Source organism: Acinetobacter legionensis, assembly GCF_048551735.1.
In the GTDB taxonomy this organism is placed as follows: Bacteria; Pseudomonadota; Gammaproteobacteria; order Pseudomonadales; family Moraxellaceae; genus Acinetobacter.
On record NZ_JBIMBV010000007.1, the window covers coordinates 25,719 to 42,645 of the forward strand.

The following is a 16,927-nucleotide window of genomic DNA, read 5'->3' on the forward strand; positions in this document are numbered from 1 at the left end:
CTAAGAAATATTTCTACAACCAATGATAGATAAAATGCATAGAATTTTTATTTTAAATAAATCACTATTTTTTAAAAAATATAGAATATAAATCCGTATTTTAACATTTACTGGGAATTTTATTCCCTTAATGACATGATAAGGTAAATACTGATAATCTGGCTGAGTGATATGTTCAGTGCTTTATTGAATAATTTTTAAGGCTTATTTACCTTTCTATAGTCATTGAGATAGTTCGATTCCTTTGTAAAAAGCATTTCACAGATCAAAGCCTAAAAGAAATATAGACTATTGAGGACTTTGGTTTTTATGCAAAAACATCAATGCTCAAAGAAAATTTAAAGGTAATTCAGTTGTATACTTAATTTGCTCCATTGCAAAACTCGAACTCACATCAGTAAGACCAGAAATTTGAATTATTTTTTTATAGACTTTGTCATACTCAAGAACATCGGGTACAGCGACTTTTAACAAATAATCAGTCTCTCCAGCCATCCGATACACTTCTATAACTTCATCGATTGTGTGGATATGATTGTGAAATTTTTGAATCCATTCTGCATTATGTTGTGCTGTTTTAATAAAAACCATAACAATCACGTTGATATTTAACTTTTTACAATCTAATAAAGCAACTTTAGCGCGAATAATTCCTTCTTCTTCCATTTTATGAATGCGTCGCCAACAGGCGGTATTACTTAATCCAATACGATCTGCGATATCACCAATTGCACAGGTACAGTCTTTTTGCAAGAGTTCCAAAATTCCACGATCATATTTATCTAGCTGTAATTTCATGCAGTTCACTTTATATAAGAAATTAAAAAAATGAGTCACTAATTTATCGATGATTGGAATGATATTCTATTTTTGACAAGATAAATAGATTTTTAATTCTTAATGCTGATTACTTGAAACTCTCATTCAAATAAAGATTAGTTCAGATAAGTTATGACTCTATCCACTACTTTTTAACGCATTGTTCATAAGAATACGGCGTTACAACGCTTGGAAAAGTTCTTGTAACGTTTGTATAAACCAAGTTCGGGCTTCTATATCATCTCGATGGTTATACCAATTGGTACTCACATTAAAGGGTTTAACTGAAAATGGTAATTCAAAAATGTTCACATCACCATTACGTGCATATACTTTTGCTGCTCGTGAAGGCAAGGTCACCAATAATTCAGAACTGGTCACCACATCTTGTAAAACACTAAAATGAGGAAGCTCAAGCATGATTTTTCTTTTTAAGCCCAATTCCTTCAGCCTTTGATCAATTTCAATGTGACCCGTTGAAGACTTAATAGCAGCATGATTTTCTTGAAAATATTGTTCTAAACTCAGTGTATCCCTGATACGTGGATGGTACTTATGCGCAATGCACATATAGCGTTCTTCAAATAAATTACGTGATTCAATTTTAGGCATAACGGTATAACTACTATTGAATACAGCAACATCTAAAAAACCTTCAGTCAGCCAGTCTTCAACTTTATGCGATTGAATTTCTTCAATTTCCACCTTAATAAATGGTGCTTCTTTAGAAAGGTATTGAATTAAAGAAGGTAGTAAACATATTTCACCCAAATCAGATAAGCCTAAACGAAATATCCGAGTTGACGTTTTTGGGTCAAAGTATTTAGAAGCTGTAATTGCCATTTCAATATCGGTAATTGCTTGCCTAAAGCTTGGGTATAAACTTTGTGCCAACTTGGTCGGTTTGACTCCAAATTTGTCTCGTTCAAATAAAGGATCATTTAAAAATTTACGTAGGCGATTTAGATTGTAGGTGACAGATGGCTGGCTTAAATTGAGGCGCTCAGCTGCATGACTAATATTTTTAGTTTCAAAAACGATAATAAAAACTTTAATAAGACTTAGATCAATCAATTGTCATATCTCTATTGAATGAGGGAGGTAGACCTCCCTGCTCTACTTTTAGATTTGTACCGCTTTCACCGCCAATTTTGTTTTTTTCAACTGTAAGCGAATCATTGAAACACTCATTACCGCAATAATACAAGGGATTGATAATGCGATAAAATTATAATTAATGGGCAGACTTAAGCTTAACAGCCAACCACATAAGATTGGCCCTAAAATTGCGCCTAAGCGCCCCACACCTAAAGCCATTCCTAAGCCTGTTGCACGAATATTGGATGAATAAAATTGGGACATATACGCCAATAATAAGATTTGCCCACCAATTGATGCAGCACCTGCAACCGCAATACAAAAATAAAGAATGACCATTGGTAAATTATAACTCAGTAAGATTAATGCGATCGCGCCACTTAAAAACAGTGAGCATAATACCTTTGCCAGATTAAAACGATCCGCTAAGTAGCCACCACAAATTGCACCAAGCATTCCACCAATATTTAAAGCCAATAGAAAAACCAGACTGGTCGATAAGTCATAGCCTGCTTCTACCATTAATTTAGGCAACCAATTACCTAAAGCATAGACCAGTACAAGCGCCATAAATACGCTGCCCCAGAATAAGAGTGTCACCATCCCACGATTTTCTGCAAATAAATCCTTGATCGGGGTTTTAGAGGTAGATTGATTGTCTTGATGAAGACCAATTTGAGTCTGAGACGTATAGGTAATTTTGCCGTCAATTTGTTTAAGGATCTCAATGGCTTGGTCAGTTTTATCACGGCGCACCAAATAATCAATCGATTCGGGTAACAGCTTCCAGATTATCGGAATGAGTAAAAGTGGCGTTCCTCCTAGAATAAACATGATTTTCCAACCAAATTGCGGGACTAACCACATTCCTAATAAAGCTGAACACATCCCACCGACTGCATAACCACTAAACATTAAGGAAACCAAGGTTGAACGTAGTTTTTTAGGTGCGTATTCAGTCATCAAGGCGATTACATTTGGCATGACCCCGCCTAATCCCAAACCAGCCAAAAACCGAAAAACTCCAAAACTTTGTGGATTATTGGCATAACCACAAACTAAAGTAAAACCACTGAATAAACAGATACATAAAATAATTAATTTTTTGCGGCTAAATCCATAGCTTTCTAATTTATCACTCAGGCTACCGAAAATAATTGCACCAAACATCATCCCAAATAAAGCGACACTGCCCAGAAATCCAGCCGTAATACTGTCAATTTTCCATTCTGCCATTAACTTGGGTAAAGCAACACCGTAAATCACTAAATCATAACCATCAAAGATAATGATCAATGCACTGAGTAAAATCACCCGCCAATGAATGGCTTTTAATTTGGCATGATCAATAATTTCATTTGCATTTATGCTTTGCATAATAGACCTCCCTGGTCATATTGTCCTGTTTGTAATCTTTGTTGTTTAAGTCGTCATTTCAGTGTGCTGTAGTTGTTTTGCTAATGCTGCTTTAGCTGTCTGAATATCATTTTCAAGCGAATGCTGCCACAACCAGTCAAAACGCTGTGTCAAATGTTGGCCTATTGATTCAAAATCAGGATATTTCGATGAATATAGCTCATAGATTTCACCTGATTCACGCGAGGTATTTTGAACTTTCACGGCGCGCGCTAATCGAACTTGCTCATAGATTTCCGATACAGCTTTGATAGATTCAGATGTCAACCTAGGGTTTTCTAATAATTTAGCTAAAATCAAAGCATCCTCTAAACCTTGTCCAGCACCAGCACCTTGATGCGGTAACATGGCATGAGCAGCATCGCCAATCAAAATCACATTATTGTTTTTGTTTATATAGGTTTCTAAAGGTTGAATTTCATGTAATGCCCAAATGGTTGGTGAGTCGATCAGATCCAATAATGCTTTACAACTCTCGCTCCAGTCTGCAAAGTCAGCCAGCATGGCTTGTTTTGAAACAGGAGATGTCCATGGTGTATTCTCTGCTAATACAGTTTGCGTGCGATCTGACTTAAACGCAACAATGTTAATTTCTTCACCCTGACGGATTGGGAAAGTTAAGATATGTTTATCTTTCCCTAAAAGCATTTGTGGTACATCGGCAATTTCTGCATCATTTCCCAGTTTTGCAATGGCTTGCTTAAAATCTTGAAATTTAATAATTCCACGATATGCCCAAGTCCCCGAAAACTGAGGTTCAACACGCGCTAATTGATTAGAATCAAGCACATGATTTCGAACAACTGACCGAATTCCATCACAACCAATCACATAATCAAATGTAATATGTTGTCCATCGATAAAGTGAATTATCGCTTGTTCTTCATCTGCCTCAATTTCTTGTACACGTTTATTAAAATGTACATTTGTTAAAGGCACCAACGGAATTAAACGATCGAGAAAATCTGCACGATGTACCGAAGATTGTCCGACTTGTGGCGCAATCGATGCAGATAGATACTCATCGGTATAACCATTACGCCATTGAAACCAAATATCAGTGTATGGTGCCTTTACCTGATCTGCAATAGATTCATACTCTTGGCTTAAACCTAATAATTGAATGGCTTTAACTGCGTTGGCACCAAATGAAATCCCTGCGCCAATCTCGGAAAACTGTGATGCGGACTCAAAGAGATGTACATCCAAATGTTTATTTTTGACCAATTGAGTCGTGAGTGCTAATCCCGCAATACCGCCACCAATCACAGCAACTCTAATTTTTTTTTCCATTTTTAGCATTCCTTACTAAATTGCTTAGAATTCTATAATTGGTTATTTTTTAGAATAAATCCAATTTATATTTTTAGGTTTGTACTATCTAGATTTTTGATATTTATTTAAATAAATCTCTTTCATAAATCAAAAAATGATCATGTTGAATGAATCATATTGCGATTGAAAGTTCCTTCTCCCCACGGGAGAAGGCTAGGATGAGGGGGATTTTATGTTGATTTTTAGCTTTAAAAAAGTCTTATGAAATAATCTTAAAATATTGATATAACTAAATTAGTTTAGTTAAAAACCCACAGTCCACGAGAGTTGCGCTGTACGTGGTGCACCAAGAAATAAATAGTCATCGCCTAAGAAACTCCCCGCATCGCGCCAGTATTTTTTATTAAACACGTTATCAACATTAAATCGAAGCGTATTGTCATAACCATAAGCACGGAAGTTATAAGCTGTACCTACATCAAACACGCTATAGCCTGATACTTTTACTGTACCTGTTTTATTGGCATATTTACTGCTGCTGTATTGCATGCCAGCCAATAAACGTAAGCCATCTACTTGTGGTACTCGATAAGATAGATGATTAGCAAAACGAACACTTGGTACATTCTGAGTTTGATGACCTTGATAATCAGCCACTTGTATTTCTTTTAAACGTGAACGAATTAAAGCTAAAGAAGAAGTCATATCTAAATTTTGCCCTAAGCGTCCTTGTAAGCCCAATTCCAAACCAAGATTATGTTGCTTACCATCCGTGACAAAGTATTTGTCTGCGTTGGTGTATTGATTGTCTTGGGTTAAATCGAACAACGCCGCGGTAAACAGTAATGTTTGCCACTGCTGCTTAAGACCCAATTCATACTGAGTTGAATTTATCGGTGCTAACGTTTTAAAAGCATTACCTTCAATACCTTGATCAGGAATACCAGTAGCAAACCAAGGGGCTTGTCCGCCATCACTTAATCCTTTGGCATAAGAAGCATAGAGATGAGTCTGTTCCCAAGGTTGATACATCAACGCAAACTGCGGTAAGAAACGATTGAAATTGGTCTCTCGGATGTTGTTTGCATCTTCATCATAGGCATTTTCATTTAAGTGCATTAGTTTGCCGCCCAACAATACTGACCATTCAGCGTTAAAGTCAATCTGGTCAAGTAAGTTCAATGCAGTTTGTTGACTGTCTAATGATTTATAATGTTTACCTAAAGTTTTGTCAGTAGGCGCATACGTTATAGGATCATTATAAATATTTCCTGTACCCACCCATTCATTGATTGCATTATATTGTATATGCCGTTTCCCTGTATGTGACAGTTCTAAACTTAGCTTATGTTGCCAAGCTCCTGCACTAAACTTTCCGTTTAAGCCTGCTTTAAATTGATTGGTTAAGAAGCTGTCGTCTGGATTACGGAAATCATAAATATCATAGTTACCATTTTGGTCAAAGGTATTACCTAAACTTGTCGTTTGACAAATACTGCTACCACAACCCCACGGAAATGCTGAATAATCATCAATCACGACACGGCTTTGTGCAGCAGACAGATTTGTTGTCCAGTGGTCATTGACTTGGTAAATATATTTTAAGCTGGCATTTAGACTTTCATTGGTCACTGGTTTACTCCAGCTTTGATAACCAAGTAAACGGTCCCATTTGACGCCAGTGGGTACAGTGGTACCATCCAGTAACTGATAACCTGCGACTGAGCGCTGACGTTGATGCTGTGATTCAATATCAAATTCTAATTTTGACTGATCTGAAATTTCCCAATCTAAAGCCAAAGCACCAAACAAACGCTTCCCATCTGCATGCTCAACATAAGGATGAATTTCTTCTTTGGCCAGATTCAGTCGATAACCAAACTGCTGATCGTCTCCGAACAAACCACCCAAGTCAGTTGCGACACGATTTCCACCATGACTATCCACTTCAACGGTGATAGCACGAATGTCTTCTGGACGTTTAGTGACATAATTGATAACACCACCCGGTGTTGACATCCCACTTTGGATTGCACTTATACCCTTTAGAATTTCAACTTGTGCCTTGTTCTCTAGTGCCACATTTTGCTCGCCACGCAACAAATGACCATTGAGTAAATAACTTGACCCTAAATTCAGGTTAAAGCCACGCATAATAAAGTTTGGATAATAACCAATGGGTGCATAGCCATCGCCGATGGCTGCATCATTTTTAACAACATCCGTCAGGGTTTTTGCATGTTGGTCAGCGATACGTTCCGCGGTGACTGTACTGATAGATGCAGGAATCTCAGCAAGATTTTGCTGAGTAAATCCTGATAAATTTACCTTGGGTTGATAATAAGCAGTTGGTGTTGTTTCTATTGTTTGAACGCTTACTTTAATCGTTTTAAGTTGTTGGGTATCTTTTTCAGTATCAGCATGTGCCAATGCTGAACTTAGCCCTAGACATGAAAATGAACCAACTGCCAATAATGCTTTTTGTAAACGAGAAAATGGATACGTTTTCACAGTAATTGTCTAACCCCAAAAGATAATTTTACAGCCTAAATTTATGCGCATGAGTATTCACAATTTTCTTCGATTGAACAAGCATTTCTATAAGATATTTAAGCTTTAAAGAACACCTTGATATGACCTCAAAAATAAATATGCATCTTAGAAGAAAAATTAAAACTTTGCTAAAGCATCAAGATGTTGCTGGAAATCACCTTCCGTCCCCGCAGCATTTACATGTTCGAAGTAATCATACCAACCACTTGCTTCAATACCTGTTAACAATGCATCACTTATACATTGTTACTGCTGATCTATGCCTAAGCTTTTGAAGATGAAACCAGATATTGATCTAAATTTTTAAGGGAAAAATCGATGATTTGCAAAAGCATTTGTTCTGAATAACCATCTCTAGCTTGAACAGATAATCCATGTAGCACTAGTCCGTAATATTGCCCTAATATTTCAGGTTCGGCATGTTCTAATAATTGTCCATCTGCTTTCGCCTGTTTAAAGCGCTTAACCAGACTTTGACCACGTTCAATACGTTGTTGCTTCATCCAGTCTAAAAGACCTTGATTTTCCTGACTTAATACACTTGCAGATGATACAACCATACAGCCATATGAATGATTATTCTGGGTATAAAGTTTGATTGCATCTTGAAATAATTGGCTGATCGCATCCTTAATATTTGCTTGTTGTAAAGCGTGGATCGCAAAGCCGCCTTCATTTTCTTCGTAATGTATAACAGCTTCTCGAAACAACGCCTCTTTCGAGCCAAAGGCTTTATAAATACGCGCTGAAGCAATACCTAAGACCTCGACTAAATCTGACATCGAAGTCCCTTCATAGCCATGTTGCCAGAAAAAATCACGCGCTTGAATCAGTGCTTTTTCTCTATCAAATTCTCTTGGTCTACCAGCCATAACGACGCTTCAATCCGATTTAGTATTTTTTATTATCATTCGAAAAAATAAATTTCGCAAATAAATCAATAGGATTTGTTGGAGAGGCTGCCCTTTTTCAGATTCTTTTTAAAAACTTGTTGTTTTTATTCAAAAGAAAGCCTATTGTTTGTCGATCGACAACTAATTGAGTTTAGCTATGCAAACCATCAAAGGTCCAAGTATTCATCTCGCACAATTCAGTGATGATATTTTCCCGTTTAATAATTTAGAGAGCATTGCCGCATGGGTTTCCGATAAAGGCTTTAAAGCTGTACAACTGCCAGCATGGGATAAGCGTTTATTTGATGTTAATTTAGCAGCCACAAGCCAAGATTATTGCGATGAAATACAAGGGGTTTTACAAAATAATGGTTTAGAAATTAGTGAGTTGACAACGCATATTTTTGGTCAACTTATGGCTGTGCATCCGGCTTATGATGCTTTATGTGATGGTTTTGCACCTTCACATTTACATGGAAATTCAGTAGCTAGAACTCAATGGGCTGAACAACAAATGTTGGCTTCTGTTCAAGCATCTGCCCGTTTAGGTTTACAAGATATGGGAACTTTTTCCGGTTCACTGGCATGGCCTTATATCTTTCCTTTTCCTCAACGCCCTGCTGGACTTATTGAAACCGCTTTTGATGAACTTGCACGTCGTTGGATGCCGATCCTCAATGCTTGTGATGAACATAATGTCAATTTGTGTTACGAAATTCATCCTGGTGAAGACTTACATGATGGTATTTCCTTTGAAATGTTCTTAGAACGAACACAACACCACCCACGTTGTCAGATTCTTTTTGACCCGAGTCATTTTATTCTGCAACAACTGAATTATGTGGAATACATCGATATCTATAAAGATTTTATTCGAATGTTCCATGTCAAAGATGCTGAGTTTAACCCGACAGGTCGCCAAGGGATGTATGGGGGCTATCAAAATTGGGGAGATCGTGCAGGTCGATTCCGTTCTACTGGAGATGGTCAGGTTGATTTTAAAGCAATTTTCTCAAAATTGGCACATAACGACTATCAGGGCTGGGCAACTTTAGAGTGGGAGTGTTGTTTAAAAAATAAAGAGGATGGCGCAAGTGAAGGTGCTGAGTTTATTCAACAACATATTATTCATGTTACTGATAAAACCTTTGATGATTTTGCCGCAGCGCCTGTCAATCAATTGCAAATCAATCAACTTTTGGGTATCTAAGGCAGAGATTGAGAATTTACTATGACAACCATTACAACACATGAAAATTTAGTCGATCAATTTCAGCATCATTACATTCATATTGATGGTAAAAAACTTCATTATGTTTCTACAGGTCGTGGTCCTGTCGTATTACTTATCCCCGGTTGGCCACAAACATGGTACGCATGGCGAAATGTGATGCGTGTCTTGGCGGCCAACGGTTATCAGGCAATTGCTGTAGATCCACCGGGAACGGGATATTCTGTTCCGCTGAATGGGAGTTATGATACCGGGCGAATTGCGACAATTTTATCCAGCTTAATGTCAAAACTTGGACATGATACTTATTCAGTGATTGGTCACGATATCGGGATGTGGGTTGCTTATGCACTTGCAGCTGATTTTCCCCAATCTGTCACTTCTCTGGCCGTGACTGAAGCTGTTATTCCCGGATTGGCAACACCACCGCCTATTTTTGTTTCACATGATGAAAATATTTTTCTATGGCATTTCATGTTTAATCAAGTGATGGATTTACCTGAAGCTTTAGTCAGTGGCCGTGAAGAAACTTATCTTAATTATATTTTTGATAAGTGGTCATGGCATAGAGATAGAGTTGCCACTGAGACTTATATTGAGGCTTATAAAGTATCAGGGCGTTTAACGGCAGGTTTTAACTACTATCGTTCAATCCCGGAAACTATTCGTCAAAATAAAATCCGAGCAGCTAAAAATCTAGAAATGCCTGTATTGGCGATTGGTGCAGAACAGGCAACCAATGATGCACCTTATGAAACCATGAAAAAAGTTGCACCATATTTAAGCAGTGCAATTGTTAAAGATTGTGGTCATTTTATTATGGAGGAACAACCCGAAGCATTTTGTTCCCTGATTTTAGAATTTCTACAATTGGAGCAATAGGATGTCCTTAGATCATCAAATTGCAGACTGGCTTAACACTAGACCTGTTGTTACAGCAGTTGCAAATACACTTTGTGAATTAAGAGCGCAGGTAAATCATGACATCATACAACAGCAAGGTATTGAGCAAGATTCCAGCTATCAAACCAGTTTTTGGGTCACAACCTCTGATCAAGCTCAAATCCAAGTTCGGGTATATACGCCCTATGCTATGGTGCAGCTACAAAGCAATCCAGCTTTAGTATTTGCCCACGGCGGTGGATGGTGTTTGGGGAGTTTAGATGCATGGGATCGTTCATGCCGTTTACTGGCAGAATCAACACAGCATGTTATCTTTTCAGTGGATTATCGCCTAGCGCCTGAATTCAAATTTCCAGTACCGCTGACAGATTTTTTTACAGCACTTCGTTATATTCAAGAACATGCTTTAAGTTTAGGGCTTGATCAAAATCGTATTGCTGTGGGTGGTGATAGTGCGGGCGCCAATCTTGCAGCGGCTGCATGCTTACTCGCTAATGCGCATCCAGAAATCCAGATTAGTCAACAACTGCTATTTTATCCAGCCTTAGATGCTACGATGCATGGCACATCCTATGAAACTTATGCAGATGGCTATGGCTTAACCACTGCAACAATGACATATTGTTGGGATCAATATCTAAATAGTGATTCTGACAAAACCAATGAGTTGGTGAGCCCCCTACTGGCACAGTCATTACAAGGCTTACCAGAGGCAAAAATTTTTGTCTGTGAATATGATCCACTGCGTCATGATGGCGAACAATATGCTGAAAGATTGAGAAATGCTGGTGTCTCGGTGAAATTTCATTTTCTAGCAGGAATGATTCATGGTGCAATCCATATGACTGCAATCACAGATAAAGCCAATGCTATATATGATAAGATTGATTTATAGTTGGTTTTTGATCATTGTAAAATAAAAAGGAAATCACATGATTTCCTTTTTTGTTGCCATTAAAAGTACCTGAATGTTTGTAAAAACAAAACTGATATACGCATTAAAAATATTAACCTAATTCAGCCAAGATTTTATCTAGCGTTGCATTCTGTTGTTGCCATTTCGGCTGTTTATCTTTGTCAATAATTAATGCACGTACACCTTCAAGAATATCACCATGTTCAAACCAGATATCCTGTAAATTTCGTTCCAGTTGCATACATTGTTGTAATGACAATCCCCGTCCTAAGTATTGCAGTCTTAAACTGGTCTTTTTCGCCAGCCAAGAACGTTGTTGCAAAGTGCTTAGGACTTTACTTGCCCAAGCTTTATGCTGTTGATCTTTTTCATTTTCAAGACTTTTTTCAATATCTTGCAAATTTTCAAAGCCAAAATGCTTCCGAATGTTTTCAACAGATGTACTGAGTTCACTTGCTACAGGACGGGTAATAAATTTAGAAATTATCTGTTCGATCTTATCTTTGCTTAAGTTGCTTGATTGACTCAGGGCATCGAATAAAGCATTAAATTGTTGGCTAGGAACATGATAATCAATCAAATCTAAATACAAGGCATCACTGCTGCTGATCTGATCGCCTGTGGTTGCCAGATAAACCCCAATATCATCTAAACGCGACAAGAAATGGGTTGCGGCAACATCAGGAAAGAAACCAATCGCCGTTTCAGGCATGGCAAAACGTGATTTTTCACTGCTGACAATAATATGACAGGCTTGTGCCAGACCAAAACCGCCACCTAAGACATAGCCATCTAACAATACCACAACAGGTTTTTTAGACGCGCGAATGCTATTCAACATGTCATATTCAGCAATAAAATACTCTTTATGTCCCTCTGTACCATTTTGATAACAATCATAAAGATAGCGAATATCACCGCCTGCACAAAATGCTTTTGGACTATTAGATTTGATCAATATCGCTTGAATGCCAGCGTCATCTTGCCAAGTTTCAACTTGTGTACGGATACCATTGATCATATCCAGAGTCAGTGCATTCAGGCTGGACACTCGATCTAAGGTAATCACCCCCAAAGCAGCGTGCTGTTCGACGATTAAATGATTTTCAGTATTCATCCCATCTTCATCCTGTTATTGATTTTTAAAGTTGGCTTGGCGTTTATCAACAAAGGCTTGCATGCCTTCTTTTTGATCCAAAGTAGCAAAAATTGAATGAAAGGTTCGTCGTTCAAAACGTAAACCTTCCGCCAAACTCACTTCAAAGGCACGATTAATTGATTCTTTGATCATCATGGTCGCCACCAATGATTTTTCAGCAATTTTTTCAGCTGTACTTAAAGTCTGGGTTAAAAGCTCTTCGGGGCTAAAGACGCGGGCAACTAAACCACTCAGTTCTGCCTCAATTGCCCCCATTTGTCGAGCGGTTAAACACATTTCCATCGCTTTGGCTTTACCTATGGCAAGGGTTAAACGCTGCGTCCCCCCAATACCTGGAATCACGCCTAAAGTGACTTCAGGTAAGCCAAACTTGGCATTGTCTGCACAATAAATAAAGTCACACATCAATGCCAACTCACAACCGCCACCCAAAGCATAGCCACTGACAGCAGCGATTAAAGGTTTACGGCGTTGTGCAATACGATCTGCGAGATTGAAAAAATCATCAAAATAAATATTCGGAAAGTTCAATCCCGCCATTTCTTTAATATCTGCCCCTGCTGCAAAGGCTTTCTCTGAACCAGCCAGCACCATGCAACCAATCTTCTGATCTTTTTCTAAATCATCTAAAGCTAAATTCACTTCTTGAATTAATTTTGAATTTAATGCGTTTAAAGCCTTTGGACGATTGAGTCTAATTAAGCCTACGCCTTTATGTTTTTCCAGTAAAATTGTTTCAAATTGCATATTCATTTCCTTATCTATTTTATCCCATCATCTGATACACAGCGATTGAATCTATTTATAAACTTCGCGCAATCACCAAGCGCTGGATGTCACTAGTGCCTTCATAGATTTGGCAAATACGGGCATCACGATAAATCCGTTCAATTGGAAAATCTTTTAAATAACCATATCCGCCGAAGACCTGTAAAGCTGCTGAACACACACGCTCTGCCATTTCAGAGGAAAATAATTTTGCCATAGAGGCTTCATTAAGACAGGGCTTGCCTGCTTCTTTCAATCGTGCGGCATGATGGACTAATTGACGAGCTGCTTCGATTTCTGTTGCCATACTGGCCAAACGAAAGGCGATTGCCTGATGCTCAAAAATCGGCTTTCCAAAAGTAATCCGTTCTTTGGCATATTTGCTGGCTTCTTCTAAGGCCGCACGTGCCAAACCCACCGCTTGCGCAGCAATACCAATACGACCGCCTTCAAGATTAGACAGTGCTATTTTAAGCCCTTCACCTTCTTGACCTAACATTAAGCTTTTATGTACCCGCACATCAGTCAATGCAATTTGGCAGGTATCTGAAGCATGCAATCCCAGTTTTTCTTCAGTCCGAATCACTTCATAGCCCGCAGTTTCCCGTGGTACAATAAAGGCACTGATACCTTTTTTACCAGCACTTGGATCGGTCACTGCAAATACAATAATTACACCAGCATTATTTCCTGAAGTAATAAATTGTTTTGCGCCGTTAATAATCCAGTCCTCACCATCTTTGACAGCTCGGGTTTTCAGCGCTGCTGCATCAGAGCCTGTATGCGGTTCGGTCAATGCAAAAGCACCAATCATTTCACCTTGCGCCAAAGGTAATAAATATTTTTGTTTTTGTTCTTCACTACCAAATTTAGCAATCGGCACACAACCGACTGAGTTATGTACACTCATAATGGTGGAGGTTGCGCCATCGGCCGCCGCAATTTCTTCAAGTGCAAGGACATAGGCTAAGTTGCCGGTATCTGAACCACCCCATTGCTCTGAAATCAGCATCCCCATAAAACCTAATTGCCCCATTTGTGACAAGGTCTCTTTTGGGAAAATACTATGTTTATCCCATTCTGCTGCATTCGGTTTAATTTGTTTTTTGGCAAAGCTTTTCGCCATGTCCTGAATCAATAATTGTTCTTCAGTAAATTGCATTTCAGATTCCTTAGCATCATTAAACGTCCTACATTCGGCAAGATTGCTCTATATAGGACTCTACTCACCAGCTTTATGCGTTTAATTGTTGTTTAGCAATCTCTTGATTACGCAGTAAAAAGCGTTGAATTTTGCCACTTGGTGTTTTTGGCAGTTCATTGACAAATTCTACTTGTCTTGGATAAGCATGGGCAGACAGACGTTTTTTGACAAATTGTCCAAGTTGTTCAGCCAATTCCTCAGATGGTATTTTATTTTCTGCCAAAATCACAAAAGCTTTAACGATTTCCGTTCGCTCTGGATCTGGTACTCCAACAACAGCGGCTTCAATCACTGCTTCATGTTCAAGTAATGCACTTTCTACATCAAAAGGTCCAATACGATATCCAGAGGTGGTAATCACATCATCACTACGTCCAACAAAGCTCATACTCCCATCTGTATGTAATTCAGCAGTATCACCGGTCAAATAATAATTTTTGATAAACGGTGATTTACGACTTTCTTTATAGCCACCAAACCACATCATCGGTGATTGACTGATATCTACCGCTAAAATTCCAGCGGTATCGGCAGGCAACTCATTCCCTTGATCATCCACCACAGCGACACGATAACCTGGACTGGCAAAACCAGCAGCGCCAGCACGGACGTCATGGTTTAAACCATGATGGTTGCACACCACCATGCCCACCTCAGTCTGTCCATAATGATCAAAAATAGGTGCATCAAGCACTTGTTTAAACCAACGAAAAACTTCTGGATTTAAAGGTTCTCCTGCACTGCTCACAACACGAAATTTACCCTTTAGTTGTGCCATTTGAGTGGAATCTGCGGCCATCATCATCCGATATGCTGTAGGTGCCCCTGCCAAATTGGTAATTTTATAATCATCAATAATTTGACATAAACTGTCTATGCTAAAACCACCTTCATAAAACAAAGTGGCATGACCTAACAACAAAGGTCCTGTGATACCGTAATAAAGTCCATACGCCCAACCTGGATCAGCAATATTCCAAAATGCATCATCTGCGCGTAAGCCGATCGCATCTTTCATATAGTTACCAAAAGCAATTAATGCTTTGAGTGGAACTTCTAAAGGTTTTGCAGGTCCAGTGGTGCCTGAGGTAAACATCAGTAAAAATGGATCCTGAATGCTTTGCATGACTAGATCACAGTGCTCAGCGTGTTGATTGAGTTCTTTCCAAAAATCTAAATCGCCTTGTTGTACACCATGACCCTGTTGATCAGCGACGGTCATAATTTGTGGACACTGTGCAACTTCATCCAGTTTGCTACGATTGCCGATATCAGTCACGACTAATTTACTTTTTGCCAGCTGAACTCGATGTTCAATCGCCTTTGGCCCAAATGCAGTAAACAGCGGTTGATAGACTGCACCAATTCGCCAAGCAGCTAGAATCACCACCAATAATTCGGGAGTTCTTGGTAATAAACCCGAAATACGATCACCAGCTTGAATACCCAGTGACTTTAAAAAATTGGCAAACTGACTCGACCATTTTTTCAGTTGAGTAAAGGTATATTGTTCTTTACGACCATCTTTACCTTGCCAATATAGCGCAACTTTTTCATGATCTGCTTCCGCATGTCGGTCACAGCATTCATAACAGGCATTCAATTGATCAACTGATCCTGAGAGCATTTCTTTAACAACACTATCTAAATCAAATTTTTTAGCAACATCCTGATAATTCAACATATTATATACTCCGGCCTGGATTTATTGTTATTCATGACACGAGTGAATCTATGGATTTTTCACCACCCATTGGTGGTGAAATTAACTATGCTTCGACTGATGATCAAGCTTCTTTAGGCAAATATTGCTGAATGATGCTTGAGAAGTCGAGTTGAGCATTGCCTTGCATACACAATTGCTGATAAAGCTGCTGTACCAAACCGCCTAAAAGCAAAGGTTGTTTGACTTGACCTGCGGCTTCTACAGCCAAACCCAAATCTTTAAGCATCAGTTGAGAGGCAAATCCATCACTATAACCGCGTCCAGCGGGTGCATTGGCTGAAATACCCGGCCACGGGTTGCACACTTCCGAGCTCCAGCAATGACCGCTGGAACTATTGATTACACCTGCCAACGCCTGTGCATCGATACCGAGTTTAGCCCCTAGCGCCATGCCTTCAGCCACTGCGGCCATTGAAATGCCTAAAATGAGATTATTACAAATTTTAGCAATTTGCCCTGCACCCACTTCACCACAGTGCACGATGTTCTTGCCCATGGGTGCAAGCACAGATTTTACTTGTTCAAAGGCTTTATCATCAGTTCCCACCATAAAGGTCAGTGTACCTGCTTGAGCGCCGATCGTGCCACCTGAAACAGGTGCATCGCAAATTTGAATCCCTTGATCTATACCAATTGCAGCAATGTCTTTAATGGTTTGCGGATCAATGGTACTACTGTCAATACATAAGCTACCTTGTTTAAGGACAGTAAGTACCCCATTTTCCCCCAAATACACTTCTTTAACATGCTTTGCTGCTGGCAGCATGGTGATTACGACATCTGCATTTTCTGCTGCTGCCTGCGGACTATCACAGGCGATTCCACCTGCTTCGGTGAAATGTGTGATTGCAATATCACTTAAATCAAAGCCATAAACTGTCAAGCCTGATTTGAGTAAATTATGGGCCATTTTACCGCCCATATTACCTAAACCAATAAATGCAATATTCATCCTTGAACTCCTGT

General features: G+C 38.9%; 15 protein-coding genes. 3 read left to right on the top strand and 12 right to left on the bottom strand.

Annotated elements, in window-relative coordinates; genetic code table 11:
* Window positions 1-327 precede the first annotated feature (327 nt).
* The 7 genes from ACG9ZL_RS07830 to ACG9ZL_RS07860 form a co-directional block, all read right to left on the bottom strand.
* Window positions 328-798 carry an Lrp/AsnC family transcriptional regulator gene (locus ACG9ZL_RS07830; protein ID WP_419359673.1) on the bottom strand — a complete coding sequence of 157 codons (471 nt, stop codon included), beginning with the start codon at window positions 796-798 and terminating at the stop codon, window positions 328-330.
* Window positions 799-999: 201 nt separating this feature from the next.
* The gene (locus ACG9ZL_RS07835; RefSeq protein WP_419359674.1) at window positions 1,000-1,893 is read right to left on the bottom strand and encodes a LysR family transcriptional regulator; all 894 of its coding nucleotides are present in this window, start codon (window positions 1,891-1,893) and stop codon (window positions 1,000-1,002) included.
* 48 nt (window positions 1,894-1,941) lie between these two features.
* Window positions 1,942-3,294, bottom strand: coding sequence for an MFS transporter (locus tag ACG9ZL_RS07840; protein ID WP_419359675.1), 1,353 nt, complete (start codon window positions 3,292-3,294; stop codon window positions 1,942-1,944).
* A gap of 45 nt (window positions 3,295-3,339) precedes the next feature.
* On the bottom strand, window positions 3,340-4,626 hold the full coding sequence (gene salA, locus ACG9ZL_RS07845) for a salicylate 1-monooxygenase (protein ID WP_419359676.1): 1,287 nt from the start codon (window positions 4,624-4,626) through the stop codon (window positions 3,340-3,342).
* Between the two features lie 285 nt (window positions 4,627-4,911).
* Entirely contained in the window at window positions 4,912-7,119 is a 2,208-nt protein-coding gene (locus ACG9ZL_RS07850; RefSeq protein ID WP_419359677.1) for a TonB-dependent siderophore receptor, read from the bottom strand.
* A gap of 159 nt (window positions 7,120-7,278) precedes the next feature.
* Entirely contained in the window at window positions 7,279-7,389 is a 111-nt protein-coding gene (locus ACG9ZL_RS07855) for a DUF6616 family protein (protein ID WP_336951099.1), read from the bottom strand.
* A 35-nt stretch (window positions 7,390-7,424) separates the two neighbouring features.
* A complete protein-coding gene (locus ACG9ZL_RS07860; RefSeq protein ID WP_419327202.1) occupies window positions 7,425-8,033 on the bottom strand; it encodes a TetR/AcrR family transcriptional regulator in 609 nt (202 codons plus the stop codon).
* 178 nt (window positions 8,034-8,211) lie between these two features.
* Here ACG9ZL_RS07860 and ACG9ZL_RS07865 point away from each other — a divergent pair, with 178 nt between their 5' ends.
* Genes ACG9ZL_RS07865 through ACG9ZL_RS07875 form a run of 3 tightly spaced genes read left to right on the top strand, consistent with a single transcriptional unit; the run spans window position 8,212 to window position 11,083 of the window.
* Window positions 8,212-9,264 (top strand): sugar phosphate isomerase/epimerase family protein, encoded by a 1,053-nt coding sequence (locus ACG9ZL_RS07865; RefSeq protein ID WP_419327203.1) that lies wholly within the window; start codon window positions 8,212-8,214, stop codon window positions 9,262-9,264.
* A 21-nt stretch (window positions 9,265-9,285) separates the two neighbouring features.
* The gene (locus tag ACG9ZL_RS07870; RefSeq protein ID WP_419359678.1) at window positions 9,286-10,167 is read left to right on the top strand and encodes an alpha/beta fold hydrolase; all 882 of its coding nucleotides are present in this window, start codon (window positions 9,286-9,288) and stop codon (window positions 10,165-10,167) included.
* Between the two features lies 1 nt (window position 10,168).
* Window positions 10,169-11,083 (top strand): alpha/beta hydrolase, encoded by a 915-nt coding sequence (locus ACG9ZL_RS07875; RefSeq protein ID WP_419359679.1) that lies wholly within the window; start codon window positions 10,169-10,171, stop codon window positions 11,081-11,083.
* A 112-nt stretch (window positions 11,084-11,195) separates the two neighbouring features.
* Here the strand turns inward: ACG9ZL_RS07875 and ACG9ZL_RS07880 are convergent, their stop codons facing one another.
* The 5 genes from ACG9ZL_RS07880 to mmsB all read right to left on the bottom strand — a co-directional run bounded on the left by ACG9ZL_RS07880 (window position 11,196) and on the right by mmsB (window position 16,913).
* Window positions 11,196-12,221, bottom strand: a complete 1,026-nt coding sequence (locus ACG9ZL_RS07880) for an enoyl-CoA hydratase/isomerase family protein (protein WP_419359680.1) — start codon at window positions 12,219-12,221, stop codon at window positions 11,196-11,198.
* Between the two features lie 15 nt (window positions 12,222-12,236).
* Window positions 12,237-13,010: an enoyl-CoA hydratase gene (locus tag ACG9ZL_RS07885; RefSeq protein ID WP_419359681.1), complete on the bottom strand. Its 774-nt coding sequence runs from the start codon at window positions 13,008-13,010 to the stop codon at window positions 12,237-12,239.
* A 55-nt stretch (window positions 13,011-13,065) separates the two neighbouring features.
* Window positions 13,066-14,193: an acyl-CoA dehydrogenase family protein gene (locus tag ACG9ZL_RS07890; RefSeq protein WP_336951091.1), complete on the bottom strand. Its 1,128-nt coding sequence runs from the start codon at window positions 14,191-14,193 to the stop codon at window positions 13,066-13,068.
* Between the two features lie 73 nt (window positions 14,194-14,266).
* Window positions 14,267-15,919, bottom strand: a complete 1,653-nt coding sequence (locus tag ACG9ZL_RS07895) for an AMP-binding protein (protein ID WP_419359682.1) — start codon at window positions 15,917-15,919, stop codon at window positions 14,267-14,269.
* Window positions 15,920-16,022: 103 nt separating this feature from the next.
* Window positions 16,023-16,913: a 3-hydroxyisobutyrate dehydrogenase gene (mmsB, locus tag ACG9ZL_RS07900; protein WP_419359683.1), complete on the bottom strand. Its 891-nt coding sequence runs from the start codon at window positions 16,911-16,913 to the stop codon at window positions 16,023-16,025.
* Window positions 16,914-16,927: the final 14 nt, after the last annotated feature.